Source organism: Lysobacter sp. P5_B12, assembly GCF_056400425.1.
The window spans coordinates 73546-100095 of sequence record NZ_JBFULG010000009.1 but is presented as its reverse complement, the minus strand read 5'-3'; the positions used below and the strand labels follow the sequence as shown (position 1 = coordinate 100095).

Annotated in this window: 30 protein-coding genes; 14 read left to right on the top strand and 16 right to left on the bottom strand. The window is 66.5% G+C overall.

The features are described from left to right. Positions 1-82 precede the first annotated feature (82 nt). A complete protein-coding gene (locus AC1DOM_RS14145; protein ID WP_498964375.1) occupies positions 83-1687 on the top strand; it encodes a M4 family metallopeptidase in 1605 nt (534 codons plus the stop codon). Between the two features lie 50 nt (positions 1688-1737). On the opposite strand, the gene AC1DOM_RS14140 is transcribed toward AC1DOM_RS14145, so the two are convergent. Next, positions 1738-3207 (bottom strand): DUF418 domain-containing protein, encoded by a 1470-nt coding sequence (locus tag AC1DOM_RS14140; RefSeq protein WP_498964373.1) that lies wholly within the window; start codon positions 3205-3207, stop codon positions 1738-1740. 87 nt (positions 3208-3294) lie between these two features. After that, positions 3295-3789 (bottom strand): FKBP-type peptidyl-prolyl cis-trans isomerase, encoded by a 495-nt coding sequence (locus AC1DOM_RS14135; protein ID WP_498964371.1) that lies wholly within the window; start codon positions 3787-3789, stop codon positions 3295-3297. An 83-nt stretch (positions 3790-3872) separates the two neighbouring features. Between AC1DOM_RS14135 and AC1DOM_RS14130 the strand changes: the two genes are divergently transcribed. Beyond that, complete coding sequence (locus tag AC1DOM_RS14130; protein ID WP_498964369.1) at positions 3873-4457, top strand: C40 family peptidase; 585 nt, start codon at positions 3873-3875, stop codon at positions 4455-4457. Positions 4458-4659: 202 nt separating this feature from the next. After that, a complete protein-coding gene (locus tag AC1DOM_RS14125) occupies positions 4660-5259 on the top strand; it encodes a C40 family peptidase (RefSeq protein ID WP_498964513.1) in 600 nt (199 codons plus the stop codon). A gap of 51 nt (positions 5260-5310) precedes the next feature. Here the strand turns inward: AC1DOM_RS14125 and AC1DOM_RS14120 are convergent, their stop codons facing one another. After that, a complete protein-coding gene (locus tag AC1DOM_RS14120; RefSeq protein WP_498964367.1) occupies positions 5311-5775 on the bottom strand; it encodes an acyl-CoA thioesterase in 465 nt (154 codons plus the stop codon). 120 nt (positions 5776-5895) lie between these two features. Between AC1DOM_RS14120 and AC1DOM_RS14115 the strand changes: the two genes are divergently transcribed. Further along, a complete protein-coding gene (locus tag AC1DOM_RS14115; protein WP_498964365.1) occupies positions 5896-6327 on the top strand; it encodes a hypothetical protein in 432 nt (143 codons plus the stop codon). A 38-nt stretch (positions 6328-6365) separates the two neighbouring features. Then, a complete protein-coding gene (gene bla / locus AC1DOM_RS14110) occupies positions 6366-7232 on the top strand; it encodes a subclass B3 metallo-beta-lactamase (protein ID WP_498964511.1) in 867 nt (288 codons plus the stop codon). Between the two features lie 374 nt (positions 7233-7606). Here bla and AC1DOM_RS14105 read toward each other — a convergent pair whose 3' ends face one another. Beyond that, positions 7607-8053 (bottom strand): GNAT family N-acetyltransferase, encoded by a 447-nt coding sequence (locus AC1DOM_RS14105; protein ID WP_498964363.1) that lies wholly within the window; start codon positions 8051-8053, stop codon positions 7607-7609. Further along, complete coding sequence (locus AC1DOM_RS14100) at positions 8050-9378, bottom strand: dicarboxylate/amino acid:cation symporter (RefSeq protein ID WP_498964361.1); 1329 nt, start codon at positions 9376-9378, stop codon at positions 8050-8052. The genes AC1DOM_RS14105 and AC1DOM_RS14100 overlap by 4 nt, the downstream gene beginning before the upstream one ends. A 119-nt stretch (positions 9379-9497) precedes the next feature. Between AC1DOM_RS14100 and AC1DOM_RS14095 the strand changes: the two genes are divergently transcribed. Then, positions 9498-11120: an alkaline phosphatase gene (locus AC1DOM_RS14095; protein ID WP_498964359.1), complete on the top strand. Its 1623-nt coding sequence runs from the start codon at positions 9498-9500 to the stop codon at positions 11118-11120. A 9-nt stretch (positions 11121-11129) separates the two neighbouring features. On the opposite strand, the gene AC1DOM_RS14090 is transcribed toward AC1DOM_RS14095, so the two are convergent. Further along, a complete protein-coding gene (locus tag AC1DOM_RS14090) occupies positions 11130-11720 on the bottom strand; it encodes a methyltransferase (RefSeq protein WP_498964357.1) in 591 nt (196 codons plus the stop codon). Positions 11721-11738: 18 nt separating this feature from the next. On the opposite strand from AC1DOM_RS14090, the gene AC1DOM_RS14085 reads away from it, so the two are divergent. Continuing rightward, positions 11739-12173, top strand: a complete 435-nt coding sequence (locus AC1DOM_RS14085; RefSeq protein ID WP_498964355.1) for a CopD family protein — start codon at positions 11739-11741, stop codon at positions 12171-12173. Positions 12174-12176: 3 nt separating this feature from the next. Here AC1DOM_RS14085 and AC1DOM_RS14080 read toward each other — a convergent pair whose 3' ends face one another. Together AC1DOM_RS14080 and AC1DOM_RS14075 are read right to left on the bottom strand one after the other, a co-directional pair. Continuing rightward, the gene (locus tag AC1DOM_RS14080) at positions 12177-13100 is read right to left on the bottom strand and encodes a sensor domain-containing protein (RefSeq protein ID WP_498964353.1); all 924 of its coding nucleotides are present in this window, start codon (positions 13098-13100) and stop codon (positions 12177-12179) included. Continuing rightward, positions 13097-13477 (bottom strand): PadR family transcriptional regulator, encoded by a 381-nt coding sequence (locus AC1DOM_RS14075; RefSeq protein ID WP_498964351.1) that lies wholly within the window; start codon positions 13475-13477, stop codon positions 13097-13099. Before AC1DOM_RS14075 ends, AC1DOM_RS14080 begins: the two co-directional genes overlap by 4 nt. Positions 13478-13614: 137 nt before the next feature. On the opposite strand from AC1DOM_RS14075, the gene AC1DOM_RS14070 reads away from it, so the two are divergent. After that, positions 13615-13839 (top strand): AbrB/MazE/SpoVT family DNA-binding domain-containing protein, encoded by a 225-nt coding sequence (locus AC1DOM_RS14070; protein WP_498964349.1) that lies wholly within the window; start codon positions 13615-13617, stop codon positions 13837-13839. After that, positions 13836-14219 (top strand): type II toxin-antitoxin system death-on-curing family toxin, encoded by a 384-nt coding sequence (locus AC1DOM_RS14065; RefSeq protein ID WP_498964347.1) that lies wholly within the window; start codon positions 13836-13838, stop codon positions 14217-14219. The genes AC1DOM_RS14070 and AC1DOM_RS14065 overlap by 4 nt, the downstream gene beginning before the upstream one ends. 1 nt (position 14220) lies before the next feature. On the opposite strand, the gene AC1DOM_RS14060 is transcribed toward AC1DOM_RS14065, so the two are convergent. After that, entirely contained in the window at positions 14221-14922 is a 702-nt protein-coding gene (locus AC1DOM_RS14060; RefSeq protein WP_498964345.1) for an arylesterase, read from the bottom strand. 67 nt (positions 14923-14989) lie between these two features. Between AC1DOM_RS14060 and AC1DOM_RS14055 the strand changes: the two genes are divergently transcribed. The 4 genes from AC1DOM_RS14055 to AC1DOM_RS14040 all read left to right on the top strand — a co-directional run bounded on the left by AC1DOM_RS14055 (position 14990) and on the right by AC1DOM_RS14040 (position 19504). Beyond that, positions 14990-15673 carry an ABC transporter ATP-binding protein gene (locus tag AC1DOM_RS14055; protein ID WP_498964343.1) on the top strand — a complete coding sequence of 228 codons (684 nt, stop codon included), beginning with the start codon at positions 14990-14992 and terminating at the stop codon, positions 15671-15673. Then, positions 15670-18168, top strand: a complete 2499-nt coding sequence (locus tag AC1DOM_RS14050) for an ABC transporter permease (RefSeq protein ID WP_498964342.1) — start codon at positions 15670-15672, stop codon at positions 18166-18168. The genes AC1DOM_RS14055 and AC1DOM_RS14050 overlap by 4 nt, the downstream gene beginning before the upstream one ends. 38 nt (positions 18169-18206) lie before the next feature. Next, positions 18207-19121: a peptidylprolyl isomerase gene (locus tag AC1DOM_RS14045; RefSeq protein ID WP_498964340.1), complete on the top strand. Its 915-nt coding sequence runs from the start codon at positions 18207-18209 to the stop codon at positions 19119-19121. An 86-nt stretch (positions 19122-19207) separates the two neighbouring features. Then, positions 19208-19504, top strand: coding sequence for a hypothetical protein (locus tag AC1DOM_RS14040; protein ID WP_498964338.1), 297 nt, complete (start codon positions 19208-19210; stop codon positions 19502-19504). Between the two features lie 3 nt (positions 19505-19507). On the opposite strand, the gene AC1DOM_RS14035 is transcribed toward AC1DOM_RS14040, so the two are convergent. The 7 genes from AC1DOM_RS14035 to AC1DOM_RS14005 form a co-directional block, all read right to left on the bottom strand. Next, entirely contained in the window at positions 19508-20347 is an 840-nt protein-coding gene (locus AC1DOM_RS14035; RefSeq protein WP_498964336.1) for a hypothetical protein, read from the bottom strand. A gap of 11 nt (positions 20348-20358) precedes the next feature. After that, a complete protein-coding gene (locus AC1DOM_RS14030) occupies positions 20359-21273 on the bottom strand; it encodes a hypothetical protein (protein ID WP_498964334.1) in 915 nt (304 codons plus the stop codon). Next, entirely contained in the window at positions 21219-22052 is an 834-nt protein-coding gene (locus AC1DOM_RS14025; RefSeq protein ID WP_498964332.1) for a hypothetical protein, read from the bottom strand. Before AC1DOM_RS14025 ends, AC1DOM_RS14030 begins: the two co-directional genes overlap by 55 nt. Before the next feature lie 13 nt (positions 22053-22065). Further along, complete coding sequence (locus AC1DOM_RS14020; protein WP_498964330.1) at positions 22066-22410, bottom strand: hypothetical protein; 345 nt, start codon at positions 22408-22410, stop codon at positions 22066-22068. Between the two features lie 31 nt (positions 22411-22441). Next, positions 22442-23233 (bottom strand): hypothetical protein, encoded by a 792-nt coding sequence (locus AC1DOM_RS14015; RefSeq protein ID WP_498964328.1) that lies wholly within the window; start codon positions 23231-23233, stop codon positions 22442-22444. Between the two features lie 75 nt (positions 23234-23308). Beyond that, positions 23309-23653, bottom strand: a complete 345-nt coding sequence (locus AC1DOM_RS14010) for a hypothetical protein (protein WP_498964326.1) — start codon at positions 23651-23653, stop codon at positions 23309-23311. Positions 23654-23756: 103 nt separating this feature from the next. After that, complete coding sequence (locus tag AC1DOM_RS14005) at positions 23757-24641, bottom strand: DUF2785 domain-containing protein (protein WP_498964324.1); 885 nt, start codon at positions 24639-24641, stop codon at positions 23757-23759. A 97-nt stretch (positions 24642-24738) separates the two neighbouring features. Between AC1DOM_RS14005 and AC1DOM_RS14000 the strand changes: the two genes are divergently transcribed. Beyond that, positions 24739-26547, top strand: a complete 1809-nt coding sequence (locus tag AC1DOM_RS14000) for a DUF885 domain-containing protein (protein ID WP_498964322.1) — start codon at positions 24739-24741, stop codon at positions 26545-26547. Positions 26548-26550 lie beyond the last annotated feature (3 nt).

The window sequence follows — 26550 nt, the reverse complement described above, 5'->3', positions numbered from 1 at the left end:
ACCCGGTGCACGGCAAGGCCGGGGAGCACAGGCCCGGACCACGAACCGGGCCATCTTCCATCGACTCAGGGGTTCCATTCGAATGCATTCCAACGCTCGTGTGCTGCACATGGCCGTGCTCGCTGGCCTCGCTGTCCTCTCCGCCCCGGCGATCGCCGGCAAATCCAACCCCGCCGCCACCCTGCGCGCCAACGACCTGCTGGCCACGCACGCCGCCGCCGCGCAACGCGCCGCCGACGATGCCTTCCTCGTGCGCGATGTCCTCGTCGACGCCGATGGCACCGAGCACGTCCGCTACGACCGCACCTGGCGCGGCCTGCCGGTGATCGGTGGCGACGTGGTCGTGCATTCGCGCAACGGCCAGTTCAAGTCGGCCTCGCTCGGGCTGCGCACGCGCGAACGCCCGCTGTTGCGCGCCACGCGCACCGCGGACGACGCCATCCTCGCCGCCGGCGCCGATTTCAACGGCAAGCTCGACGACATCGGCAGCCAGGGCCTGGTGGTCTATGCCGGCGGCGCGCGCCCGGTCCTCGCCTGGGAAATCCGCGTGCGCGGTGTTTCGAAGCGCGATGGCGACGCGGACATGCGCTACTTCGTCGACGCCAAGTCCGGCAAGGTCCTCGACAAGTGGAATCGCATCCACACCACCGCCGCGGCGGGTGTCGGCCAGACGCTGTTCCTCGGCGACGTGGGCATCACCACCGATTCGATCAGCGGCGGCTACCAGATGGTCGATCCCACGCGCGGCGGCGGCAACACGCGCGACGGCAAGGGCAAGGTGATCGACCAGGTGTACAGCACGGCCGCGATCATGACCGACGCCGACAACGACTGGGGCAACAACAACGAGTCGTCGGTCGCCTCCGAAGCCTCGGACGCGCACTTCGGCGTGGCCACCACCTGGGATTTCTACAAGACCATCTTCGGCCGCAACGGCATCTACAACGATGGCGTCGGCGTGAAGAGCGTCGTCAACATCACCTTCCGCAACGGCGGCCCGGCCACGGGCGGCAACGCGGCGTGGTACGGCGCGCCCTACAAGTTCATGGCTTACGGCCTGGGCACCTCGAGCTGGTTCCCCGTCGTCGCCATCGACGTCGCGGGCCACGAGATGACGCATGGCGTGACCGAAGCGACGGCGGGCCTGACGTATTCCAACGACGCCGGCGGGCTCAACGAAGCCTCGTCGGACATCATGGGCACGATGGTCGAGTACTTCGCCAACAACGCCGCCGACGTGCCGGACTACATGATCGGCGAGAAGATCTATCGCTCCAATCCGACCGGCCATACCGCGCTGCGTTACATGTTCCGCCCGGGCGATGCCGACGGCGGGCGTTCGTACAACTGCTATCCGGCGGCTGGCCTGACCGGCGTGGATCCGCATTACTCGTCGGGCCCGGGCAACCACTTCTTCTACCTGCTGGCGGAAGGCGCGGTGAACCCCTCGGGCTTCAACTACACGCCCGCGCAACTGGTGTGCAACGGCGACACCGGCGTGACCGGCATCGGCCGCGACGCCGCGCAGCGCATCTACTATCGCGCGCTGACGGTGTACTTCACCTCCACCGAGACCTATCCGAAGGCGCGTGCAGATACGCTGAAGGCGGCGGCCGACCTGTATGGCTCGGGTTCGACGCAGTACAACGCCGTCGCGCGTGCATGGAGCGCCGTGTCGGTCAACTGATCGTCGTTTGCCGAAAACGAAACGGCCCGCATTTTGCGGGCCGTTTTTGTTCACGCCGGTTGCAGGCGCTCCTGGCGCATCGATGGCGCGCGCAGGTAAGTGATCGCGCGCCACGCCCATTCCAGCGGGCCGTAGCGGAAGCGCTTGAGCCACAGGTTCGCCAGCACGAGCAACACCGCGAACACCGCCACGCACCAGAGCAACTGCCACGCGCGGCCCATGCCGTAGTGGCCCAGGCCATAGCCGTAGAAGAACAGCGTGCCGATCACCGACATCGAGATGTAAACGCTCAGCGCCATGCGCCCGGCTTGCGCGAAGGGCGCGACGAACCCGCGCAATCGCGGCGAGTGGAACATCAGCACGATCGCGGCCACGTACCCGAGGCATGCAGGCAGCGAGGCGATGAGCATCAGGCCCTGCGAGAAGGTGAACAAGGCATCGTTGATGCCGCGCACGTGCGTGGAGGCGATCGCCGCGCCGACGATCGACAGGCCGATGCCGAACGGGATGCCGAACAAGGCCATCTTCTTGTAGAAGTCCAGGTGCTCGGCCGGTTGCGTCATCAGGCCCGAGCGGATGAACCACGCGCCGATCAGGAACATGCCGAGCACGAAGGTCAGCGAGAACGGAATGTGGCTGACCGCGTCCTTCGGCCATTCGGCGAGGCGGAACGCGACGTTTTCGGCGTACGTGCCGCTCGTGTTGAGGTGGCGCTCGGTCGCGACCTTGTCGTCGTGTTCCTTGTAGGCCTTCGTGCGCTCCTCGAGCGACTTCTTCAACTCGGCGCGTTCTTCCGGCGTCTTCGCATCGACGAGCGCGGCGCGGTCGCGTTGCGCCTGCGTGGTCTGCGGCGTCGCGAGCCCGCCGATCAGCAATCCGATGCACGGCAGCAGGAACAACACCAGCCCCGCGTTGCGCAATCCGTTGGCCGGCCATTTGCGGATCGCCCAGGCGAGGACGCCGAGCACGAGCAACGGGCCGCCCAGGGCGAGCGACGGTGCCCAGATCTTTTGTTCATGGCCGAGGAAATACGCGGCGCCCGAAATCGCGGCCACGCCGAATGCGACGCCCGCGATCCACAACAACACCTTGGGTTTGGCGTGGAAGACGATCAGCAGGAACGCCGCCGCCATCGCGTAATCGAACAGGATGTCGCCGTTCCAGATGAACACGCAATGCAGGAAACCGAACAGCGCCAGCGCGAGCGTGCGGCGCACGTAAGGCGCCAGGAACGGACGTCCCGCGGCCTGCGCGCGGCCGAGCATCACCGCGAAGCCCATGCCGAACAGCAGCGAGAACATCGTCCAGAACTTGCTGCGGATGAAAACGTGGACGAACCACCCGGCCCAGTAATCGATGCCGGTGATGCCACCGGGCAGGCCGATGTCGAGCTGGCTGATGGGCCGGTTGAAGAACTCGACGTTCATCAGGAGGATGCCGAACAGCGCGACCCCGCGGATGACGTCGAGCGTCGTGATGCGGTCTTGCGTGCCGATCGGGGTGAAGCGTGTTTCGGTCATGGTGCCCTCCGTGTGGCGGGATTACGCCACGCGGAGGGCCCGTCGGTCAGGGCCGGAAGTCAGTGGGACGACAGGCCCCGGCTCGAATTAGTGGTGATGGCCGCCATCGCCGTGCACGTGGCCGTGCTCCAGCTCTTCGGCGGAGGCTTCGCGCACGTCGACGATCTCCACGTCGAAGTGCAGGTCCTTGCCGGCCATCGGGTGGTTGAGGTCGACGTCGACCACGCTCATGCCGACCTTCTGGATCGTCACCGCGCGCGGGCCGAAGTTGGTGTTCAGCACGACCTGCATGCCGGGGGCCAGGCGCTGGTTGCCGAAATGCTTCTTCGGCACGCGCTGGCTCAGGCCTTCCTTGATTTCGCCGTAGGCATCGGCCGCGGCCACGTCCACGCCGAACTTCTCGCCGGCCTCGTGCCCTTCCATCGCCTTCTCCAGGCCCGGGATGATGTTGCCGTGGCCGATCAGGATGGCGAGCGGCTCGCGGTCGGCCGACGATTCGATCGGCGTTTCGCCGGCTTCGTGGGCGGAGCGCTCGTTGACGGTGTAATGGAAGCGGACGACGCGGTCTTTTTCGATCTTCATCGGGGTTCCGGTGGCCTGGCGAATGCGCAGGCTCGATGGGGGCGCTTGCTAGCGCCGCGTGAAAGCGGCCAAACTCGCCGGCGATGAACGCCGAACGCAGCACGGCCCGCGGGGTCGCGCATTATCCGGGCATCCCGGCACCCGCGCCAGCGCGGGTCCGCTCCCTCCTTCTTCTGTTCGCAACGGTGCTGCTCGCTTCGTGCGGTGGCGGCGAGGCGGTGCGTGCGCCCGCGCCGAGCGCGCGGATCGCGATGCCGCGCACCTGGCCGGTGATCGAACCGGCCGACCCGGCGCGTGCCAACGCGGTGCTGATGCGCGCCATCGGCCTGGTCGGCACGCCGTATCGCTGGGGCGGCAACACGCCCGAGGGCGGCTTCGACTGCAGCGGCCTGGTGAACTACGTCTTCCACGACATGGCGGCGGTGCAGTTGCCGCGGACCTCGCGGGATCTCGCCGCGGCGGGTGGGCCGAAGGTCGCCGTCGATCGCCTGGCCGCGGCCGACCTGGTGTTCTTCTCCAGCGGCAGCACGGTCACGCACGTGGGCATTTATGTCGGCGAAGGGCGCTTCGTCCACGCCCCGAGTACCGGTGGCACGGTCCGCCTGGACCACCTCGACGGCCCTTACTGGGCCCAGCATTACGCCGGTGCCCGCCGGGTCCTGCGCTAGGGCGCATTCAGAAAATCAAGCGGCCGTGGCGGGTGGATGAATACGAAGACCGGTCACGAATCTTGCATGGGTTCACGCGACCCTAACGAATTTTGAACCTTCACCCGGTCTTCAGCCGGTAAGGTCGCCCGGACTTCGATTCAGTGATGGCTTCGTGACGACCAACGCGACAACTGGCCAAACCGCCACCACCGCCCTGCGCATGCGCGCGGGCGCGATCCGTTTCCTGTGTGCCGCCGCGCTCTGCGTGGCCGCCACCAATGCGTTTGCCCAGGATGCCAACGTCGTGGCCGCCGGCGCGCAATCGGCCGTGCAGCTCGATACGCCGATCAAGATGGCCGCGCCCCTCAAGGTGCGCCCGATCTTCGGCGACCTGGCCGAACTCGATCCCAACGCCGTCCTCGACCAGCAGCAGAAGCCCAAGCTCACCGAACGCATCTCCGGCGTCCTCAGCAAGGCGATGTCGCTGCTCGGCACGCCCTATCGCTGGGGCGGCGAGTCCACCGACGGTTTCGATTGCAGCGGCCTGGTCGGTTACGTCTATCGCAGCGTGCTGGGCATGGAACTGCCGCGCGTCTCGCGCCAGATGGCCACCACGGGCGAAGCGGTCGATCGTTCGTCGCTGGCGCCGGGCGACCTGGTGTTCTTCGGCCTGCGCGGCCGCGTGACCCACGTCGGCATCTATGTCGGCGAAGGCCGCTTCCTGCATGCGCCGAGCCGCGGCAAGGACGTCCGCGTGGACAGCCTGGCCTCGAGCTACTGGTCGGGTCGCTACCTGCAGGGGCGCCGCGTCGCGATGTAATCCGCACGCGCAACCCGCTTCGAAGGCCGCCGAAAGGCGGCCTTCTGCATTTCAGGGGGGCGCGGCCGGGTCGCGCACGGCCTGCATCATCCGGTCCGCCTCCTCGGCCATCGCGCGGTCCTCGTCGGTGGCCGGTACCCACGGCGGCACGGGCACCGGCTTGCCTTCGACGCCGTCGAGCGCCACGAACACGATGATGCAATGGGTACACAGGCGCCCTTCCCCGCCCATGGGGTCGCGGGCGCGCACGTCGACGGCGAACTGCATCGAACTGGTCCCCGTGCGCGCGAGCGTCGCCGACACCGTCACCAGGTCGCCGATCCGCACCGGCGCGACGAAGCGGATGCCACCGACCGCGACGGTCACGCAGTACTTCCCCGCCCATCCGACTGCGGCGGCATAGCCGGCCTGGTCGATCCACTTCATCACCACGCCGCCGTGCACCTTGCCGCCGTAGTTGACGTCGGAGGGTTCGGCGAGGAACCGCAGGTTGAGGGTGCGCTGGTGTCCGGCCATGGTGCGGGGATCCGATGACGGAGGCGGACGGCGAGTCTACGCCGCCCCGTGCGAAGGCCATCTTGCAGGCCGCGCCGGCGCACGTGCATGCTGATGCGACTGCGTGGGGAGTGACGGCGAATGGGCAAGGCAATCGTGCAATGCGTGCTCGGCGTGCTCGCCGGCCTGGTGGTGATGTACATCGTCATCGCCGGCATCGAATACGGCAGCCATCTGTTGTATCCGCCACCGCAGGGGCTGGATCCGAAGGACACGGCCAATCTCGCCGCGATCCTGGCGGCCGCGCCGTTCGCCGCACTTGCGATGCTCGTGCTTGCGTGGGTCGCCGGTGCGTTCGCAGGCGGCTGGGTTGCAGCGAAGATCTCGCGCGCCTGGCCGCGCACCGCGGCCGTCGTCGTCGCGCTCTTCGTCCTGCTCGGCGTGATCGGGATGATCCTCATCGTGCCGAATCATCCGACGTGGGTCGCGATCCTCGGCGTCGTGTTGCCTGTTCCGATGGCCTTGCTCGGCGCGCGTCTCGCGCGTCCGCGGCAAGCTGTTTCCGTCACCTGATCCCCGCCCCCATGCAAACCCTGTTTCGCGCGACGCGCATCGCCGTCGCCCTGCTGTCGTTTTCGACGCTGTCGTCCTTCGCCGCAGACGTTCCGCGCGAGAAGCCCTTGCCGCAGTCGGGCGCGTACGAAGTGCCCGATGCCTGGCGCCAGCCGATCGCACCGCTGCAACTGGCGGACCACACCTGGTACATCGGCACCGAATCCATCAGCGCGATCCTGGTCGTCACGCCCGATGGCGCGCTGTTGATCGACGGCGGCATGCCGCAGGCCGCCGAGATGTTGCTCGCCAACATGCGCAAGGCCGGCGTCGCACCGAATCAGTTGCGCTGGCTCCTGGTCTCGCACGCGCACGCCGACCACGCCGGCCCGGTGGCCGCGCTGCGGCGCGCGACCAGCGCGCGTGTCGTCGCCAACGCCGAATCCGCGGCGATGCTCGCCAGGGGCGGCACCGACGACATCCATTTCGGCGACGGCATCACCTTCCCGCCGGCGCAGGTCGATCGTTATCTGCAGGACGAGGAAGTCGTCGCGTTGGGCGCGATGCGCCTCACCGGGCATTTCACGCCGGGGCACACGCCGGGCAGCACGAGTTGGACATGGACGGACACGAAGGACGGCAAGCCGCTGCGCATCGCGTACGTCGACAGTCTCAGTGCACCTGGCTACAAATTGATCGGGAATGCGCGGTTTCCGCGGATCGTGGAGACGTACAAGCGCACGTTCGACGTTGTCCGGAAACTACCGTGCGATGTGTTGTTGACGCCGCATGCGGATGCGAGCGGGTGGACGCCGATTGACGCTGCGAATCCGCATCCCAAGCCGATGACTTGTGTCGAGTATGCGGATGGGGCTGAGGCGAAGTTCGATGCCGAGGTTGCCAAGCAGCGTTCTGGATCTCGCTAAGAGCGCTGTTGCATTTGTAGTGAAGCGCGCCACAAACCGATTGGCGCGCCGCCGGGAACGTGCGGCATTACCTTGCGGGTCGCTTCGATCAAGGGGTTTTCGCTCGAGCGATTGTTGGGGGCTGCAAAGCAAGCTTTGCAGGTAGCCGATCGTTTTCGTCAAAAAGCGCAAGGGCTGCGCCGCGCTCCGCTCTCAATGATCGGCCAGTGCGAAGCTTGCTTCGCACTCAAAAATGAAAGCCCGAGCGAAAGCGACCTGATCGAAGCGACCCTGATGGTGATGCCCCAGCGTGGGGAGTTTCAAATTTTTTTCCCAAAAAAATTTGGAACTTCACACGTTCGGGCGGCGCGCCAACAGGTTTCGAGCGCGCCCTCCTACGTCTCAAGATGCCGATGGCTCTTAACGCCCCCAGCTTCCATCACGTACTCCATATTCACCGCGACCGGCGCGCTCTCAACGAAGCCGAACTTCGCGTACAAATACTTCGCGTCACCGTCGGCAACCAAGGTCACATAAGCCGACGGCGGGACATTCCGCAGCAACCAGGCGTCGAGCGCAGCCATCACCCGCCGCCCCAAGCCTTGCCCCTGCAACTCCGGCACGATGGCGATATCCACGACGGTGAAGAAACACCCGTTGTCCCCGATCACGCGCCCCATCCCGACGACCGCGCCATCGCGCGCCAAACTGACGCCGTACAACGTATTGGGCAACGCACGCTCCGCCGCCTCGCGCGACTTCGCATGCATTCCCGCCGCCGCGCGCACGCGCAAGTAATCGTCGACGTCCGGAAACCGCTCGACCAAAACGATCTCGCTCATGTCGGCTCTCTCGCGACATGCTCCACCCCGACATTGCTCGACGCCGCCTCGTACACCGTGCGATCCAGCAAACCCGTTTCCTTCGCGACCAACACCGGCACCAACATCTGCCCGGTGACGTTGGTCATCGTGCGCATCATGTCCAGCACCCGGTCGATCGCGTACAGATAGCCGATCGCTTCCAGGGGCAAGCCCGCGGCGCTCAACACCACCGTCGCCATGATCACCGCAGTTCCGGGCACGCCTGCCGTCCCGAAGCTGCCGAGCACCGAGGCCAATGCGATCGTCACGTACGTGCCCGCGTGCAACTCGATGCCCGAATACTGTGCGATGAACACCGCCGCCAACGCCGGGTAGATCGCGCCGCAGCCGTCCATCTTGATGCTCGCGCCCAGCGGCACGGCGAAGGCCGCGTAATCCTTGTCGACGCCGTGGTTGTGTTCGACCGCGCGCAGCGAAACGGGCATCGCCGCGAAACTGCTGGAAGCGACGAAGCCCACCTGCATCGCGGGCGCCGCCCCGCGGAAGAACTTCAGCGGATTGAGCCCGTGCATGAGCAGCAGCGCGCCATAGACGACCACGATCTGCACGATGCACGCGATGAACAGCGCGATGACGAAATTCCCCAGCGGCAGCAGCTTCTCGAAACCGTAAGCGCCGACCAGGCCCGCGATCAGACCGAAGGTGCCCAGCGGCGTGAACTCCAGCACGAAGCGCGTGACCTGGATCATCGTGTCGTTCGCTTCGCGCGCGAGCAGGCGCAGGTTCGTCGCCTTCTCGCCAAGCTTCACGAACGCGAACCCGATCAGGCCCGCGAAGAAGATCACCTGCAGGATCGTGGAATTGCTCGGCACGATGACGCTGGTGCCGTCGGCCGTCTTGCCCGCGGCGGTGGCGGACAATGCACGAAACGGATTCTGCGGCACGATGTTGAGCAACACATCGAGCGGGCCGGGCACGTTCTTCGGCGTGTAGTCCGATGCGATCGCCAGTGCGCCGACGCCCACGCCCGGCTGCACGATCCAGCCCACCGCCAGGCCCACGGCGACCGCGAGCACGGCGGTGATGGCGAACCACGCGAAGGTGCGCCCCGCGAGCGCGGCGATCGATTTCTGCCCGTGCAATGCACCGACCGCGTTGATCACCGCGAACAACACCAGCGGGATCGCGATCATCTTGATCAGGTTGACGTAGACATCGCCCAGCGGCTGGAACCACCGCTCGGCCGCAGGCCCCAGCAGCCAACCCGCGAGCGCGCCGAGCACGAAGCCGGCGAGCACGCGCTGCCAGAAAGGAATCCGCAACCAGCCTGCAACCAATGCCATTGCACCATCCACGAAAAAGTCGAACGCCGACCATAGCCGAGCGGCCGTCGTGGTCGCGAGTGCATGGGCGGAACACCGGCGTTCCGTATCATCTCCCTTCCCTCACCGCCCGACGCCCCATGCGCCCATTGCCCCTGGCCCTCGCCGCGCTCCTCACCGCCTGCGCCAGCACGCCGGGCACGCCGCCGGCCGTGGCGGTGCCGCACGCCATCGACGTCCCGCAGGTCCGCCATCCCGACGGCGAAACGGCCGCCTGGTGGTATCGGGCCGGCGCCGCGCGTGCGGCCGGCAACGGCGCGATGCGGGGCCATGCGCGCAACGTGATCATTTTCCTCGGCGATGGCATGAGCCTGCCGACGGTGGCCGCCGCCCGCATTCTCGCGGGCCAACGCGCGGGCAACCCCGGCGAAGAAACGCTGCTGTCGTTCGAGGAATTCCCGAACACCGCACTCAGCCGCACCTACAACACCGACTACCAGACGCCCGATTCGGCCGGCACGATGACCGCCATCGCGACGGGCGTGAAGACGCGCCTGGGCGTCATCGGCATCGGGCCGGGCAACGCACGCGGCGATTGCGCGGCGGTGAAGGACAACACGCTGCTGAGCATCGTCGAACTCGGTGAGTCGGCGGGGCTGTCGACCGGCGTGGTCACGACCACGCGGCTCACGCACGCCACGCCGGCCTCCGTCTACGCGCACGGGCCTGATCGCAATTGGGAAGACGACAGTTATCTCCCGGCGGCGAAGGCTGCGGCGGGGTGTCGCGACCTCGCCGCGCAGTTCGTCGACTTCGATTTCGGCGACGGCATCGACATCGCGCTGGCCGGCGGCCGTGCGAAGTTCACGCCGAACACGCTGCCCGATGCCGTCGATCCCGCGCTGAAAGGCATGCGCAAGGACGGCCGCAATCTGGTCGACGAATGGAAGGCGAAGTATCCGGACGGCACGTATGTCGTGGATTCGACGCAACTGGCGCAAGCCGGCGACGCGCCGCGCGTGCTCGGCTTGTTCGCGCCGCAGCACCTGTCGTACACGGCCGATCGCAAGATTGGTGGGCCGGAGCCCACGCTCGCGGACATGACGCGGGCGGCGATCGCACACCTGCAACGCAATGCGAAGGGCTACGTGTTGCTCGTCGAAGGCGGACGCATCGATCATGCGCACCACGACGGCAACGCGCGCCGCGCCCTCGAGGAAACCATCGCGTTCTCCGATGCCGTGCGCGCCGCCGACACCGACACCAGCGACGACGACACGCTGATCCTGGTCACCGCCGACCACGCGCACACGATGTATTTCGCCGGCTATCCCAAGCGCGGCAATCCGATCCTCGACAAGGTGCGCGGCATCAGCGGCGAAGACTCCTCGGGCAGCGAGTACGCCGTCGACAAACTCGGCCAGCCCTACACGACGCTGGGCTACGCCAATGGCCCCGGCGCGCCGAAGGCCGGTGCGCCGCGGCCGGATTTGGACGATGTCGACACCGAAGCGGTCGACTACCTGCAGCAGGCGCTCGTGCCGCTCGGCGCGGAAACACACGGCGGCGACGATGTCGGCGTGTGGGCGAAAGGCCCGGGGGCCGACGCGGTGCGCGGCAGCGTCGAGGAAAACGTGTTGTTCCACTTCCTCGTGCAGGCCACGCCGGCATTGCGCGAACGCCTGTGCGCGGCGAACACCTGCAATGCCGATGGCGTGCCGGTCGAACTGCCGAAGCCTGCGGACTTCAAGCGTGCGCGGTAAGCGCCGGCGCTAACCGATCTCCAGCGCCGTCGCGCGTTCCTTCAGCGACGGCGACAACCACAGGTGCGACCCCACCTGGGCGAAACCCAGTGCGTCGAAGCGCTTGCGATAGAACGACGCCGGCCGATCCTGGAAGTCGTGCTCGTCGCCCACCGCGTGGTCTTCGCGCGCGAAGGTTTCCAGGAACGCGACACCGCCGCACAGATCCGCCAGGCCTTGCAGGCCGCGATCGAGTTCGCGCGTGGGCAGGTAATGCAGCACGTCGCTGCAGACCAGCAGGTCGGCGGGCGCGCAGGGACGCAGGTGTTCGAAGTCGCCGAAGCGCGCCATGTGCAGGTTGCGGCTGCGGCCGTAGCGGCGCACCGCGTATTCGCTCGAATCGAAGGCGAGATAGCGCAGGCCGGGCCGTAGCTTCAGCAGCGGTGCGCGCCAGACGGCTTCGCCCGCGCCGATGTCGAGCACGGTGCGGATCGGACGCTCGAGGTGATATTCGGCGGCCGCGACAGCCATTGCCACCTTGCGTGCGAGACGGGCCCGGTCGCCGATGCCGCCCCGGCGGTACCAGCGATCGAAGTATGCTTGGTCGTAATTCTTTTCCATCCCGCGATGCTACCGCCCATGACCCACGACCTGCTCATGTACAACGTGACGAAGACCGCCCACCTCGTCTTCGTCATGGCCTGGATGGGCGGGGTGTTCTACCTGCCGCGCATCCTCGTGAACATCGCCGAGGCCGGCGACGCACCCGCCGTGCGCGCGCGCCTGGAGTTGATGGGCCGGCGCCTGTACCGCTTCGGGCACGTGATGTTCGGCCTGGCCTTCGTGCTGGGCCTGACGCTGTGGCTGCACTTCCACATGGCCGGTGGCTGGCTGCACGCGAAGCTCACTCTCGTCGCGCTGATGCTCCTGCACTACACGCTGGCGGGGCGCTGGCTGAAGGGCGTCGGGAAGGGCAAGCCGCTGCCCTCCCCGACCGCGTTGCGCTGGTTCAACGAAGTGCCGGTCTTCCTGTTGATCGGCATCGTGTACCTGGTGCTCGCCAAGCCGTTTTGAAAATCACGCGTACTGCGCACTCTTCACCAGCAGGTGCTTGGCCAGCAGGCCGTGCATCTTGCCGATGCCGCGCGCCAGGTGCAGCGTGCCGAACAGAAGCAGGATGCCGGTGACGAAGACGATCGGGTACTGCCACCAGCCCAGCGTGTAGGTCAGGTCCCAGTTGTTGATGTACCAATTGTCGAACGCGCCGAAACCGAACATCAGCGGCGCGAGGACGAAAGACACCGCCACCGTCAGCAAGGTCACCATCAGCGTGAAGTACAGGATCCCGAGCGGCAGCATCGCGACCATGTAAAGCAGCGTCGACCACGTGCGCGGATCGGAGAACATGTCGTTGATGCGGTCGATCCATCCCTTGCCGCGCGCGGAATACAAGGGCCGGCGCGGCATGCGTTCGCCGAGCATGGTTTCGACGATGCGGCCTTCGACCAGCGACAACACGCGCACCGATCCCAGGAACAGGATCGCAACCGGGATGCCGATGATCAGGATCGACAGGCCCGCCGAGAGCGACAGCCCGACGACGACCCACGTGAAGTAGAAGATGCCCGTCGCCAGCGCGAGGACCGAGTAGAACAACGCGCCATAGGTGCGCGGATCGGCGGCGACGCCGAAGAACTTGCCGAGCGCCGATTCCCGCGGCGCCGGGCGCGGCTGGCGCAGCGCGGTCTGCACGCGCACTTCGGTGTCGCGATAGATGTCGGCGACCTCGTGCGGCGCACCGTAGCTGCCGGCGACCGACGCGATGATGTCGGCCTCGGGCATGCCCGGGTTTTCGGCGAGTTCCGAGCGCAGGTATTCCTCGGCGTCGTACAGCGCGTCCTGCACCAGCGCGGGGTCGGACCCGGCGAGCGCTTCGCGCAGTTGCTCGAGATATTCGGGAATGGAATGCGGCAGGCGTGCGCTGGAGTCGAACGCGTTCATGGCAGGAGTCCTTCGAGGACGGAGTCGACGGAAGTACGGGTGGCGCGCCAGGCGGCGGTCCATTCGGAAAGCGCGGTGCGGCCGGTGGGCGTGATCGCGTAATAGCGGCGCGGCGGGCCGGCCACCGAGGGCTCGACATGGCTGGCGAGGAAGCCGGCGCTCTCGAGATTGCGCAGCACCGGATACAACGCGCTCTGCTTGCCGCTGAGCACGCCCTCCCCGCTGCGTTCGAGGGTCTTGGCGATCTGGTAGCCGTACATCGGCCCCGGCGCCGTGGCCAGGACGGCCAGCAGGGCGAGCGAAACCGTGCCCGCGCTCAGCTCGCGCTGGAACTTGCGCAGGGCTTGATCGAGGGCGTCGCGGTCGGGGGTGTCCATCGCTGCCGGTGGTCCACTAGGTTGAAGCGCAGACTAGTGCGCAGTTCGATCTAGTGAATGTGCCACTAGTCACGAGCGCGAATTGACAGGGTCGAGCCGCAGGCGGAATATAACGTTCGTTATATAGGAGGTATTCCATGGTCGCGCTCAAGGTCACCACCGTCGGTTCTTCGGTCGGCGTCATCCTCAACAAGGAAGCCCAGTCCCTCCTCCGCGCGAAGAAGGGCGACACGCTCTTCCTGACCGAAACGCCCTCCGGTGTCCGCCTGACCGCCTACAGCCCGGAATTCGAGCGCCAGATGGCGCTGGCCGAAGAAATCATGCACGACGACAAGGACGTCCTCCGGGCGCTGGCGAAATGACGCAATGGCGTTGGTTGGCGCCAGAAACGGTTTACGCGATCCACGATCGGCAACTCGCCGAACACGGCGGATTGGAAGGCATCAAGGATCTCGGCGCCGTCGAATCCGCCCTCGCACGTCCGGTGCGCCTGGCCGAATACGAAAATCCGGATGTCTTCGACCTCGCCGCCTGCTACCTCTGGGGCATCGTCCGAAATCACGGATTCTCCGACGGAAACAAGCGCACGGCCTGGGTCATCGCGCGTGTTTTTCTCGCTGATCACGGCGTCCGAATCGCGTTCGAGAAAACCGAAGCCGTCCGCACCGTCGAGCTGGCGGCGGCCGGCGAGACGTCGCAGAAAGAACTGGCAGCGTGGTTCCGAAACCGCGCCCTTTCCTGACCTACTTCAACATCGGCCCCAGCGCCTTCCACACGTGGTCCCGCAGCTTGGGCTGTGCACTCGCCACCGGGTGGAGGTTGTCGTCCTGGAAATTCGCGCGGTCGCCGGCGATGGGTTCCAGCAGGAAGGGCACGAGCGGGACGGCGTATTGCTTCGCGAGCGCGGTGTAGTTGCCTTCGACGCCCTGGGTGTATTCGCGGCCGTAGTTCGGCGGCATGCGCATGCCGACCAGCAGCACCTGCGCGCCGGCGGTCTTCGATGCCTTGATCATGCGTTCGAGGTTGGCCTTGGTCTGCGCCAGCGGCAGCCCGCGCAATCCGTCGTTGCCGCCGAGCGCGATGACCACGAGCTTGGGTTGCACACGCTTGAGTTCGCCCGCGATGCGCGCCGCGCCACCGGCGGTGGTCTCGCCGCTGATGCTCGCGTTCACCACGCGCCAGGCGGGCTTTTCCTTCGCGATGCGGCCGGCGGTCAACGCCACCCAGCCTTGCGACGCCGCGAGCCCGTAGGCGGCCGACAACGAATCGCCCATCACCAGGACCGCGCGCTGTGCAGTGGCCGATGTCTTCGCGGGCGCGGCGGCATGCAGCGGCGCGAACAATCCCAGGCACAGGGCCAACGTCGCGAACACGCGGGCGAAGCCGCGCGAGGGACCGATGGCCCATTGATTCACGCCCGTGGCTGCCGCATAAGCTTTGAACATCCCCCGCTCCTTCGCATGGTTCGCTCCCAGCATGGCCGATTCCGTTGGACTGCGCGCTGAAAGCCGCATGCATGCCCCCACCTCCACCGTCGCGCTCGATGTCCGTGGCCTCGGCAAGACCGTCCCGCTGCCCGACGGCGCGCTGACGATCCTGGAGGACGTGGCCTTCACGGTCGAACGCGGCGATGCCGTCGCGATCGTCGGTGCGTCGGGCTCGGGCAAGAGCACGCTGCTGTCGCTGCTCGCGGGGCTCGACACGCCGAGCTCGGGCAGCGTGCACCTGGACGGCCAATCGCTCTCGACGCTCGACGAGGACGGTCGCGCGCGCGTGCGCGGCGAGAAGGTCGGCTTCGTGTTCCAGAGCTTCCAGTTGCTGCCGACGCTGACGGCGCTCGAAAACGTGATGCTGCCGCTGGAATTACGCGGCGATGCCGATGCGCAGGCGCCCGCGCGGCGCATCCTCGAGAAAGTCGGCCTGTCCGCGCGTCTCGGGCATTACCCGCGGCAACTGTCGGGCGGCGAGCAACAGCGCGTCGCTCTCGCGCGCGCGTTCGTCACGCAACCGGCGTTGCTTTTCGCCGATGAACCCACGGGCAATCTCGACACGCACACGGGCCAAGCGATCATCGACCTGTTGTTCGCGCTCAACGCCGACGCGGGCACCACGCTGGTGCTGGTGACGCACGACGAACACCTCGCCGCACGCTGCCGCCATCAGATCCGGCTCGACAGCGGACGTCGCGTCGCATGAATCCGCTCGTGCTGGCGTGGCGACAACTGCGCCGCGATTTCGCATCGGGCGACGTGCGCATCCTCTTCGTCGCGCTCATCCTCGCGGTGGTCGCGATCACGTCGGTCGGCTTCGTCACCGACCGCGCGGGCCGTGCGCTCGCGCAGGAAGCGAACCGTCTGCTCGGCGGCGATGCGGTCGTGCGTTCGGATTCGCCGATCACCGGCGCGGTGCGCGATGCGGCGAACGCGCCCGGCCTGCACCATGCGCAGACCGTCGAATTGCGCAGCATGGTGCGCGTGGGCGAGCGCCTCCAGCTCGGCGAGTTGCGCGCGCTGGATTCGCAGTTCCCCTTGCGCGGTACGTTCCGCCTCGTCGATCGCATCGGTGGGCCGGAGCGCGATGCACGCGGCGGGCCCGCGCCCGGCACGGCCTGGATGACCGTCGCCGGTGCGCAGACGCTCGATGCGAAACCCGGCGATGCACTCACCATCGGCGATGCGCACTTCCGCATCGCCGCACTCGTCGCGCAGGAACCCGACGCCGCGTTCGACTACTTCAACACCGCGCCGCGCGTGGCGATCAATCTCACCGACCTGCCGAAGACCGGCCTGGTGCAGGAAGGCAGTCGCCTCGGCTATCGCCTCGTTGTCGCGGGAGACGGGCCTTCGGTGGCGCGTTTCCTCGAAACAGCACGCACGCATCGTGGCCGTGGACAGCGCATCGAGACGATCGAAGACGCGCGGCCGGAGATGCGGTCGGCACTGGATCGCGCGGGGCGCTTCCTCGGGTTGGCGGCGCTGGTGTCGGTCATCCTCGCGTCGATCGCCGTGGCGATGGCGGCGCGTCGGCACAGCGCACGCCATCTCGACGGCAGCGCCGTCATGCGCTGCCTGGGCGCGCAGCAACGCACGCTGGTCGCGGTGCATCTGGGCGAATTGACGTGGCTGGGGTTGATCGCGTGCACCGTCGGCGTCGCCATCGCGTTCGCGCTGCAATGGGCGGTCGGCGAATGGCTCGCGCGCGTGCTCGCCATCGCGATTCCGCCGGCCGGGTGGTTGCCGGCCTTGCAGGGTTACGCGGTCGGGATGATCGTGTTGATCGCCTTCGGCGCGCCGCCCGTGCTGGCATTGCGGCGCGTGCCGGCGCTGCGCGTGTTGCGGCGCGACCTGGATCCGACGGAACCGAGCGCGTGGATCGTGGGTGTCGCCGCGTTCGCCGGTCTTGCGGCGCTGCTGTGGTGGAAGGCCGAATCGCCGACGCTCGCCGTTGCGATGCTCGGCGGCATCGCGGGCACCTTGCTGGTGTTGGCCCTGCTTGCCTGGGCGATGATCCTCATCGTGCGCAAGGTGCGCACGCGGCTGCGCGGCAGCCTGCGCTACGGGCTGGCGAACGTCGGGCGCCGCGCGGGCACGGCGGTCGCGCAAGTCTCTGCGCTGGGCCTCGGGTTGATGGCCTTGTTGTTGCTGACCTTCGTGCGCACCGACCTGCTCGATCGCTGGCAACTCTCGCTGGCCGAAAACGCGCCGAACCGTTTCATCCTCAACGTGCAGCAGGACCAGCTCGCACCGGTGCACGACTTCGTCATCTCGAACGGGCTCGCCGCGCCGACGCTGTATCCGATGGTGCGCGCGCGCCTGCTGGAACGAAACGACAAGGCCGTGACCGTGAAGGACTACCCGGACAACCCGGGCATGCAGCGCCGCGTCGAACGCGAGTTCAATCTCTCCTTCGGCAGCGCGCTGCGCGACGACAATCGCCTTTCGGCCGGCACGTTCTGGGGCGATCGCGTTCCGAAATCGCCGGAGTTGTCGGTCGAGCAGAACTTCGCCGAATCGCTGGGATGGCAACTCGGCGACCGCATCACCTTCGACATCGCCGGCCAACCCTTTGCCGCAAGGATCACGAGTTTCCGGGAAGTCAGCTGGGACAGCTTTCGACCGAATTTCTTCGTGCTCGTTTCGCCCGGCGCGCTCGACGGCTATCCGGCGAGCTGGATCACCGCAGTGAGCGTGCCGAAATCGCAGCCGCGCTTCACCGCGCAACTCGTCGAACGGTTTCCGAATCTCACCGTCATCGACATCGAAGCCACGCTCGCGCAGGTGCGCGCGACCGCCGACCAGGTGTCGGTGGTCGTGCAGGTGGTTTTCTGGTTCTCGCTCGCGGCCGGCATCCTCGTGTTGCTCGCCGCGATCAGCGCGAGCCAGGACGAACGCCTGCTCGAAGGCGGCGTGATGCGCGTGCTCGGTGGAAGCCGCAGGCAATTGCGGTTCGCGCAGGCCTCCGAGTTCGCGGCCATCGGCTTGTTGTCGGGATTGGTGGCCGCGATCGCCGCGTCGGTCCTCGCCGGCGTGCTATCCGAGCGCGTGTTCGGGCTGCCGTGGGAACCCAATTGGGCGCTGGCCGCGGCCGGCGGCGGCATCGGGGTGGTGGCGGCCTTGGTCACGGGACTGGTCGCGACGCGGCGCGTGGTCGACGTGCCGCCCTCGGTCGTGTTGCGGGAACTGCAGCAATAGCCGCAGACTCCGGCGAACCCTTTCCGCCGGAGTTCCGCATGCGCTTGCACGTCAGCTCGCTGGCCCTGTCTTTGTCTCTCGCACTCGCCTGCGTGTCCGCGCACGCTGCCGACGCACCGGCCAAGGTGCCGTCGATGCAGGAGATCCTCGATGCCTCGCCGAAAGCCGACTGGCGCACGCTGGATCCGGATCGCACGCTGTACATGCAGTTGCCCGCCGGCCGCGTGGTGATCGAACTCGCGCCGACCTTCGCGCCCGAGCACGTCGCCAACATCCGCACGCTGGCGAAGGAAGGTTATTGGGACGGCTTGTTCGTCATTCGCTCGCAGGACAACTACGTCGCGCAATGGGGCGACCCGGAAGAAGACGCGGCGAAGCAGCGCAAGCGCGGGACGGCGAAACCGAAGTTGCCGGCCGAGTTCGAACGCAGCGCGACGGGCATTTCCTTCGACCGCCTGGCCGACAGCGACGGTTGGGCGCCGCAAGTCGGGTTCTCCGACGGATTCCCCGCGGCGCGCGACCCGGCAGCGGGCAAGGCGTGGCTCGCGCATTGCTATGGCATGGTTGGTGCCGGCCGCGACGTGGCCGCCGACAGCAGCGACGGCACCTCCCTGTATGCGGTGACCGGCCAGTCGCCGCGCATGCTCGATCGCAACATCACCCTGGTGGGCCGCGTGGTCCAGGGCATCGAGTTGCTGAGCGTGCTTCCGCGCGGCACCGGGCCGCTGGGCTTCTACGAAGACCCGAAGCAATACGTGCCCATCGCGTCGGTGAAACTCGCCAGCCAGGTGCCCGAAGCGGAGCGCACGAAGCTCGAGCTGTTGCGCACCGACAGCAAGACCTTCACGACCGTCGTCGAATCGCGCCGCAACCGGAAGGACGAGTGGTACAAGCGCCCCGCCGGCCACATCGATCTGTGCAACGTGCCCTTGCCGGTGCGGACGCCGAAGTAGCCGCTTTCGCAGGCGCGTCGTCACGCGTTTTTAGCTTCCGGCTCCCTAGCCTCATCGGCAGTCCCCCACTGCCCAAGAGGCCTGCGATGCCTACCATGCGACTGCGTGTCACCGGCAGCGAAGACGACGCGCGCGCGATCATCAATCTGCTGCAAAGCCTCGACGGTATCGAGCATGTCGAGGAAGTGGCGGACCTGATGCCGCACATGGACGACGCCGACTCCAGTTCGGCCGGGCTGAGCGACCTGCGCAGCGGCGCGGACGTCCACGAAGTCGAGATCGAAGCGCCGAACGACTCGACCGCACGCAAGGTGCGCGAAACGGTGGAGGCACTGGCCTTCGACCTGGATGTCCTCGCCGAATTCGACGAGGACGAGGACTGAGCCTCAGTCGTTGATGATGTCGAACAACAGCGGCGCGATCGCGTCGCTCACGCTGCATTGCGTGGCGTAGTCGATTTCTTCTTCGCCCGAGAAACTGCTCGCCGACGTGGCCCGATCGCAGGACATCGCGCAACTGCCCGTGGCGCCGGCTTCGCTCGCGAGGATCTCGCGCGGCAGCAGGAGATTGGGCAGGTAATCATCGGGCACGTAACTGGAGGCCATCGTATCGGCGTGGATGTAACTTCCGTTGGGCTCGGTGTCGCTCTCGACGAGGGTGCCGTTTTCGAGCCACACCGTCGTCGCACTCATGATGCTGGTTGGAAGCACGCGCCTGGAGACGACCGCCTGTTCGCCGAGGATCGGACGGGTGTACAGCAGATACTCGAGCGCATTGGCATGTTCCGGCGTATAGCCATGTCGGTTCTCGCGCCCGGCGTCGATGGCGCTGTAGAAGGCCCCGGGAACGCTGATGAACGTCGGATCCGCACGAATGGCGTAGATGTGGATGCCTCGCATATGCGTGGAGCGGCGATTCTCCAGGTGGCGCTGCGCGAAGCGCCGCGCCTGTCCGCGGTCGGCCGTTGTGCTCACCCACGCAACTCCAATGACCTGGGCGGTACTGGTGCAGGGCGCGCCGGACGTTAGCCTCAGCAGGCTTTCGTCGTTGCCGCGCGAATTGAACCCGGAGGCGAACGCGACCGAGGGCGTCGTGGTGTGGACGCGGTACACGATGCGGATCGGCGTCGACGGATCGAAGCCGGGGTTGATCTGCGCTGCTGCGGGCAACGCCATCGCGCACAGCAGGAACGCCATGAACTGGCGGAGACCAAAAGACAGTTGCATCGCGCGCTTCCTCAGTCGTTGATGATCTCGAACAACAGCGGCGTCATCGCGTCGCTCGCGCCACAGACCGCCGCGTAGTCCATCTCGTCGGAGAGCGAAAAACTGCTCGCCGACGTCGCGCGATCGCAGGACAGGGCACAGCTGCCCGACGCCCCGGCTTCGCTCGACAGGATCGCGGCGTGCGGCAACAGCGCCGGCAGATTCCAATCGGACACGATGTTGATCGCAGCCGTCGAAGGATCGTTGACGTAACCGAAGTTGACGGTAGGCGCGCCATCCTCGACCACCACGCCGTCCTCCAACCGCAGTGGCGAGGCCATCGAGATGTTGCGTCCGCGCACGCGCGGGGCGACGACACCCCGTTCGCCGAGGATCGGTCGGGTGTAAAGCAGGTACTCCAGCGCGTTCGCATGCTCCGGCGTGTAACCGGCGCGCGCCCCGCGCCCAGCGTCTATCGCGCTGAAGAAGGCGCCGGGAACGCTGATGAAGTCGGCATCGGCGCGAATGGAGTAGAGATAGACGGGATTCCCGCGCGCGCCCGGCGGCAAGCTTGCGAGGTGCCTGCGCGCGAACCGGAGCGCCTGCGCGCGATCGGTCGTCATGGCCACGAAGGCCGGGGCTTGCGGTGTGGGCGCGTTGTTGCACGGCGCGCCGGATGTCAGTGAGAGCAGGTCACCCATCGTGCCGCGCGGAGTGAAGCCATCCGTGAACGCGTCGTACGGCGATGTGAAATCAACACGGTACACAACCCGGATCGGCGTCGCGGGGTCGAAGCCTGGGTTGATCTGTGCGGCGGCCTGCAACGCTGTCGTGAATAGCACCAGCGCCAGGAACGAGCGGAGGAAAATACACCGTTGCATCGCGCGATTCCTCAGTCGTTGATGATGTCGAGCAACAACGGCGACGCCCCGCGACGAACCTGGCATTGCGCTGAACCGGACGCCGTGGTCTGCGCGCTGCGCGATCCGATCCCGACCCCCGCGCCGTCGCAGCTCATCGAGCAGGAACTGTTGCTGTCCGAACCGCCCTCGGAGTCGCCGTCGTAGCCGACGCGGATCGACGCGGCCGGGACGAACGCCTGCAGGTCGGCGACGACGTCACTCGCTTCCGTCTCGAGCGGTCGATACCGGCTATTGAAGACGGCCTCCTCTTCGATGAAATCGTCGCTCGCGTCGAAAAACACCCGTTCCACGCTGATGATGTTGCCGGGCGCCACGTGGTGCGCGACCACTTCTTCCTCGCCCTCGATCACGGTGGCGTACAGCAGATGTTCGAGCGTCCGCGCCTGCGCCGCCGTATAGCCCTCTTGCCCGGCATGGCCGGCGGCCGCGGCGCGACGCATCACGCCGCGCACATCGATGTACGTGTGGTCGGCGCGGATCGTGTAGATGTACATCGCGTGCTGCGTCCCGTGGCCCGGGATGCCTTCCAGATGGCCCATCGCGAAACCGATGGCGGTATCGCGCCTGGCGCTCGTGCTGACCCAGGTACTGGCACGCGCCAGGTCGGTTTCCTCGCACGACTCGCCCAGTGTGTGGGCGAGCAGGTCCATGTTCGCGCCGCGGCCCTGGAAGCCGTTGGCGAAGATCTCGTGCGGCGGCCGCGAATCGGCACGATAGACACGCGTGATCGGTTGCGCGAGGGTGTCGAACGCGGACAGCAGCAGGCAAGCCGCCACCAGCAACATCGGAAGGATGCGGGACATGTGCGCGCCGCCGTCAGCGATCGATTTCGATCTGGTCGATATCGTCGCAGTAGGGATGGTAGTGGTCGTAGGCGCGAATCCTGTAGCCACCCGCCATCGCCGTCATCAGCTGCTTGTACAAGGCCTGCCCGCGCGGCCAATCGAGGTTGTAGGCCTTGTTGAGTGGGTACCAATAGTCCACGGAATTGTCGAGCCGGAAGTACACGGCATCGCCGCCATCGGGACCCATGTCCCCGTTGACGTAACCGATGTTGACCGCGGCAACGCGGAAACCTGCGAAGCACATCCGCTGCGCATGCGCGGAAAACAATGGCCACGACCCGAGGGCCAGGACGAGCAGAAGCACGATCCGTTTCATCGATCTCTCCATGGGAATCAAGGAATTTCAGTCAGTCGTTGATGATGTCGAACAGCAGCGGCGCGACGGCGTCGCTCACGCCGCACTGCGAGGCGTAGTCGATTTCGGCAGACGCCGAGAAACTGCTCGCCGACGTGGCGCGGTCGCAGGACATTGCGCAACTACCGGATGCGCCGGCCTCGCTCGAAAGGATCGCGCCATGCGGGAACAGTGCCGGGAGATTCCAATCGGATACGACGTTCGAAGCGGCCGTCGAGGCATCGTGGATATAGCCGTAGTTTTCGGTTGGCACGCCGCTCTCGACAAGGTCGCCGCCCTCGATCCACAACGACGTCGCCGCGATGATGTTGCGCGTGCGCACGTTGGTCGCCACCACCATTTGCTCTCCGAGGATCGGCCGCGTGAACAGCAGATACTCCAGCGCGTTCGCTTGTGCACCCGTGTAACCGGCGCGACCTTCGCGCCCGGCATCGATCGCGCTGTAGAAGGCGCCGGGAACGCTGATGAAATCGCCATCGGCGCGGATGGAATAGATGTAAGCGCGACGATTCGACCCTCCACCGGGCATGCCTTCGAGGGTACGTTGCGCGAACCGGACCGCTTGTCCGCGGTCGGCGGTCATGACCACCCACCCCGCGCCCTGCAAGGGGTTGGCCAGGTTGCATGGAGCGCCCGAAGTCAACGAGAGCAGATTCTGATCCGGGCCCCGCGCGTTGAATCCCGAGATGAAGGTGCCCAGTGGCGCCGCCGTCTCGACTCGGTACACCACGCGGATCGGTGTCAATGGGTTGAACCCGGGATTGATCTGCGCGGCGGCGGGCAACACCGCAGCGAACAGGACAAAAGCCAGCGAACGAAGGCGCAACGTTGATCGGTGCGGGAACATGCGCCGTTCCCGTCAGCGGTAGATTTCGATCTGATCGACGTCGTCGCAGTAGGGGTAGTCGTGGTCGTACGCGCGGATCCTGTAACCGCCCGCCATGGCCGTCATCAGCATCTTGTACAGCGCCTGGCCGCGCGCCCAATCCAGGTTGTAGGAATAGTTGAGGGCGTACCAACGATTCGGATTGGTGTCGAGCCGGAAATACACGGCATCGCCCCCGTCGGGACCCATATCTCCGTTGACGTAACCGATGTTGACCGCGACGACCCGGCGATCCTGGAAGCACATCTGCTGCGCCTGCGCGGAGAACAACGGCCACAGCCCGAGCGCAAGCACGAACAAAAACACGATACGTTTCATCGATCTCTCCATGACGATGTGTGGGGTGCACACATCGTGCGGAGGACCGCATCACTCCCTCAACGCGCTCGTGTCTTGCGAGTCGCGCGATTTGTCCCGCGCATTACGGTATCGCTTTCAGTCCCGCGACCACCGGTGCTTCGAGCGCCTGCAGTTGCGGATCCTCGCTGCGATCGGTTTCGAGATACAGGGACGTCAGGAACGCCAGCAGATCGTGCCGGCGCAGCAACCATCCGTTGTCGTTGTAATCCTTCGAATCGCCGAGCCTGCCCGCGAGCGCGACGAACCATGCTTCCCACTCGGCAGACGTGAGCAACTCGCGCTTGGCCATGAACATCACCGGGCGCGCGAGGCGCCCCGGTTCGCCATAGACATACGCATGCGACGAAGCCGGCACAACTTGCGTCGCGATGGCCGCGAGCATCTTGTCGAGTTGGCCGCGATCGAGCGCCGGATTCAGCGCGAGCTGCATCAACCAATCGCTGCCGTGCGCCACGCCGTGCCGCCAGCCTTCCTTGTCGTCGAAGCCGCGATAGTCGCTCACCGATTCGAGGAAACGCGACGCAGCGTCCACCATCGCGCCGCGCTCTTCCGGCGTCATCCACGGCTTGATGCGATCGGTGCGCGCGACTTCCGACAACACCAGCGCGTCGAACGGGCGGCGGAACCCATCGGCATCGTCGGCCTGCAACCCCGCGTACAAACGATCGCGCAGCGACCGCAAACCCGCTTCGTCGATCTCGCCCGCACGCATCCAATGCGCGAGTGCTTCATAGGCGATGCCGTCGCGCAGCGTCGGATCGGCATCGGCGAGGCAATCGACCAGGCCTTCGGCGAGCCCCTGCCGTTCGGCCGCATCGGGCACGGTCCATTTCAGGACCTTCAGCGCCTCCAGTTGCTCGCGCGTCTTGCTTTCGGGAGGACAGGCCGCGCGCGCCGGCGCGATGGAGACACCGAGCAACAGTACGACGGCCAGCAATGCACGCATGGAAGCCTCCCCGAATTTGCGGCCAGCCTAGCAGGCCCATGCGGACGGGCGCGCGGGCCTTTATGCTCGGGTCCCTCGTCCCTGCCGGTCTTTCTCCATGCGCCACAGCCTGATCGCCGCTGCCGTCCTTTCCGCCACGCTCGCCGCCTGCCAGGGCCAGGCGCCCACGACACCGGCGGAAGGCACCGCCGCAGCGGCCGCCTCCACCGAACAGGCCGACGCGAAATTCAACGCGCTCTCCAAGCGCTGGCTCGACGAATGGATGCGGCTGAATCCGGTGAGCGCGACGCAGATCGGCGACCACCGATTCGATGCGACGCTCGACGATTACTCGGCCGCCGGCCGCCAGGCGCAACTGGACTTCAACAAGAAGCTGCTCGGCGAACTGGATGCCATCGACCAGAAGTCGCTCTCGCGCGGAATGCAGGTCGACCTGCTGTTGCTGAAGAACCAGGTGCGCGGCGACATCTTCGCGCTCGATACCTTGCAATCCTGGGCCTGGGATCCGCAGCTGTACAACAACCTCGCCGGTGGCGCGCTGTACAACCTGATGGCGCGCGACTTCGCGCCGATGCCAGAACGCCTGAAGTCGGCGACGGCGCGCATGGAACAGTTGCCGAAGTTGTTCGCGAAGATGCGCGAGAACCTCGACCCGGCACGCGTGCCGAAGATCCACGCCGAAACCGTGGCGAAGCAGAACGCGGGCGTCGTCGGCCTCGTCGACCAGTTCATCGTGCCCGCCGCCGGCCAGCTGCAGGGCGAAGACCGCAAGCGCTTGGACACCGCAATCGCCGGGCTGCGCAAGGCCGTCGCTGACCAGCAGAAGTGGCTCGACGCCATCCTGGTCCCGAACGCGAAGGGCGACTTCCGCATCGGCGAAAAGCTCTACGATCAGAAGTTGCAGTTCGCGCTGATGTCTTCGCTGTCGCGCGCGGAGATCAAGCAGCGTGCGGAATCCGAACTCAAGCGCGTGCGCGGTGAGATGTACGGCATCGCGCGCACCGTGCTGAAAGACAAGGCTGGCGCACCCGCGCTGCCCGAAGCGCCGACCGACGACCAACAGCAGAAGGCGATCGAAGCCGCGCTCGAACTCGCCTATGCAGATCGCCCCAAGCGCGAGGATGTCGTCGAATTCGCCAAGCAAACGCTGGCGGAGGCGACGAAGTTCACGCGCGAGAAGCAGCTGGTCACCGTGCCCGATGCACCGGTGAAGGTCATCCTGATGCCGGAATTCCAGCGCGGCGTGTCGGTCGCGTATTGCGATTCGCCGGGTCCGCTCGACAAGGGCCTCGACACGTATTACGCGATCTCGCCGATCCCCGACGACTGGACGCCGGCGCAGGTCGACTCGTTCCTGCGCGAATACAACAGCCGCATGATCCACCTGCTGTCGATCCACGAAGCGATGCCGGGCCACTACCTGGAAAGCGCGCACTCGGGCGAAAACAAGGATCTGTTGCGCGGCGTGTTGCGCTCGGGCCTGTTCGCCGAAGGCTGGGCCGTCTACACCGAAGACATGATGGCCGACGCGGGCTACATGAATAACGATCCCCTCTTCCGCCTGGTCCAGCTGAAGTTCTACCTGCGCACCATCGGCAACGCGATCCTCGACCAGGGCGTGCACGTGGAAAAATGGTCGCGCGAGCAGGCCATGGACCTGATGACCCGCCAGACCTTCCAGCAGGAACGCGAGGCGGCCGGCAAGTGGGTGCGTGCGCAGCTGACGTCCGCGCAGTTGCCGACGTACTTCGTCGGCGCCTCGGAACACTTCGACCTGCGCAAAGCGTGGGAAGCCAAGCAAGGCGCGAAGTTCAACGCGAAGGCCTATCACGACCAGGTGTTGTCGTATGGCGCGCCGCCGGTGCGCTTCGTCAGCGAGCTGATGCTGGACAAGCCGATCGAGTGATCG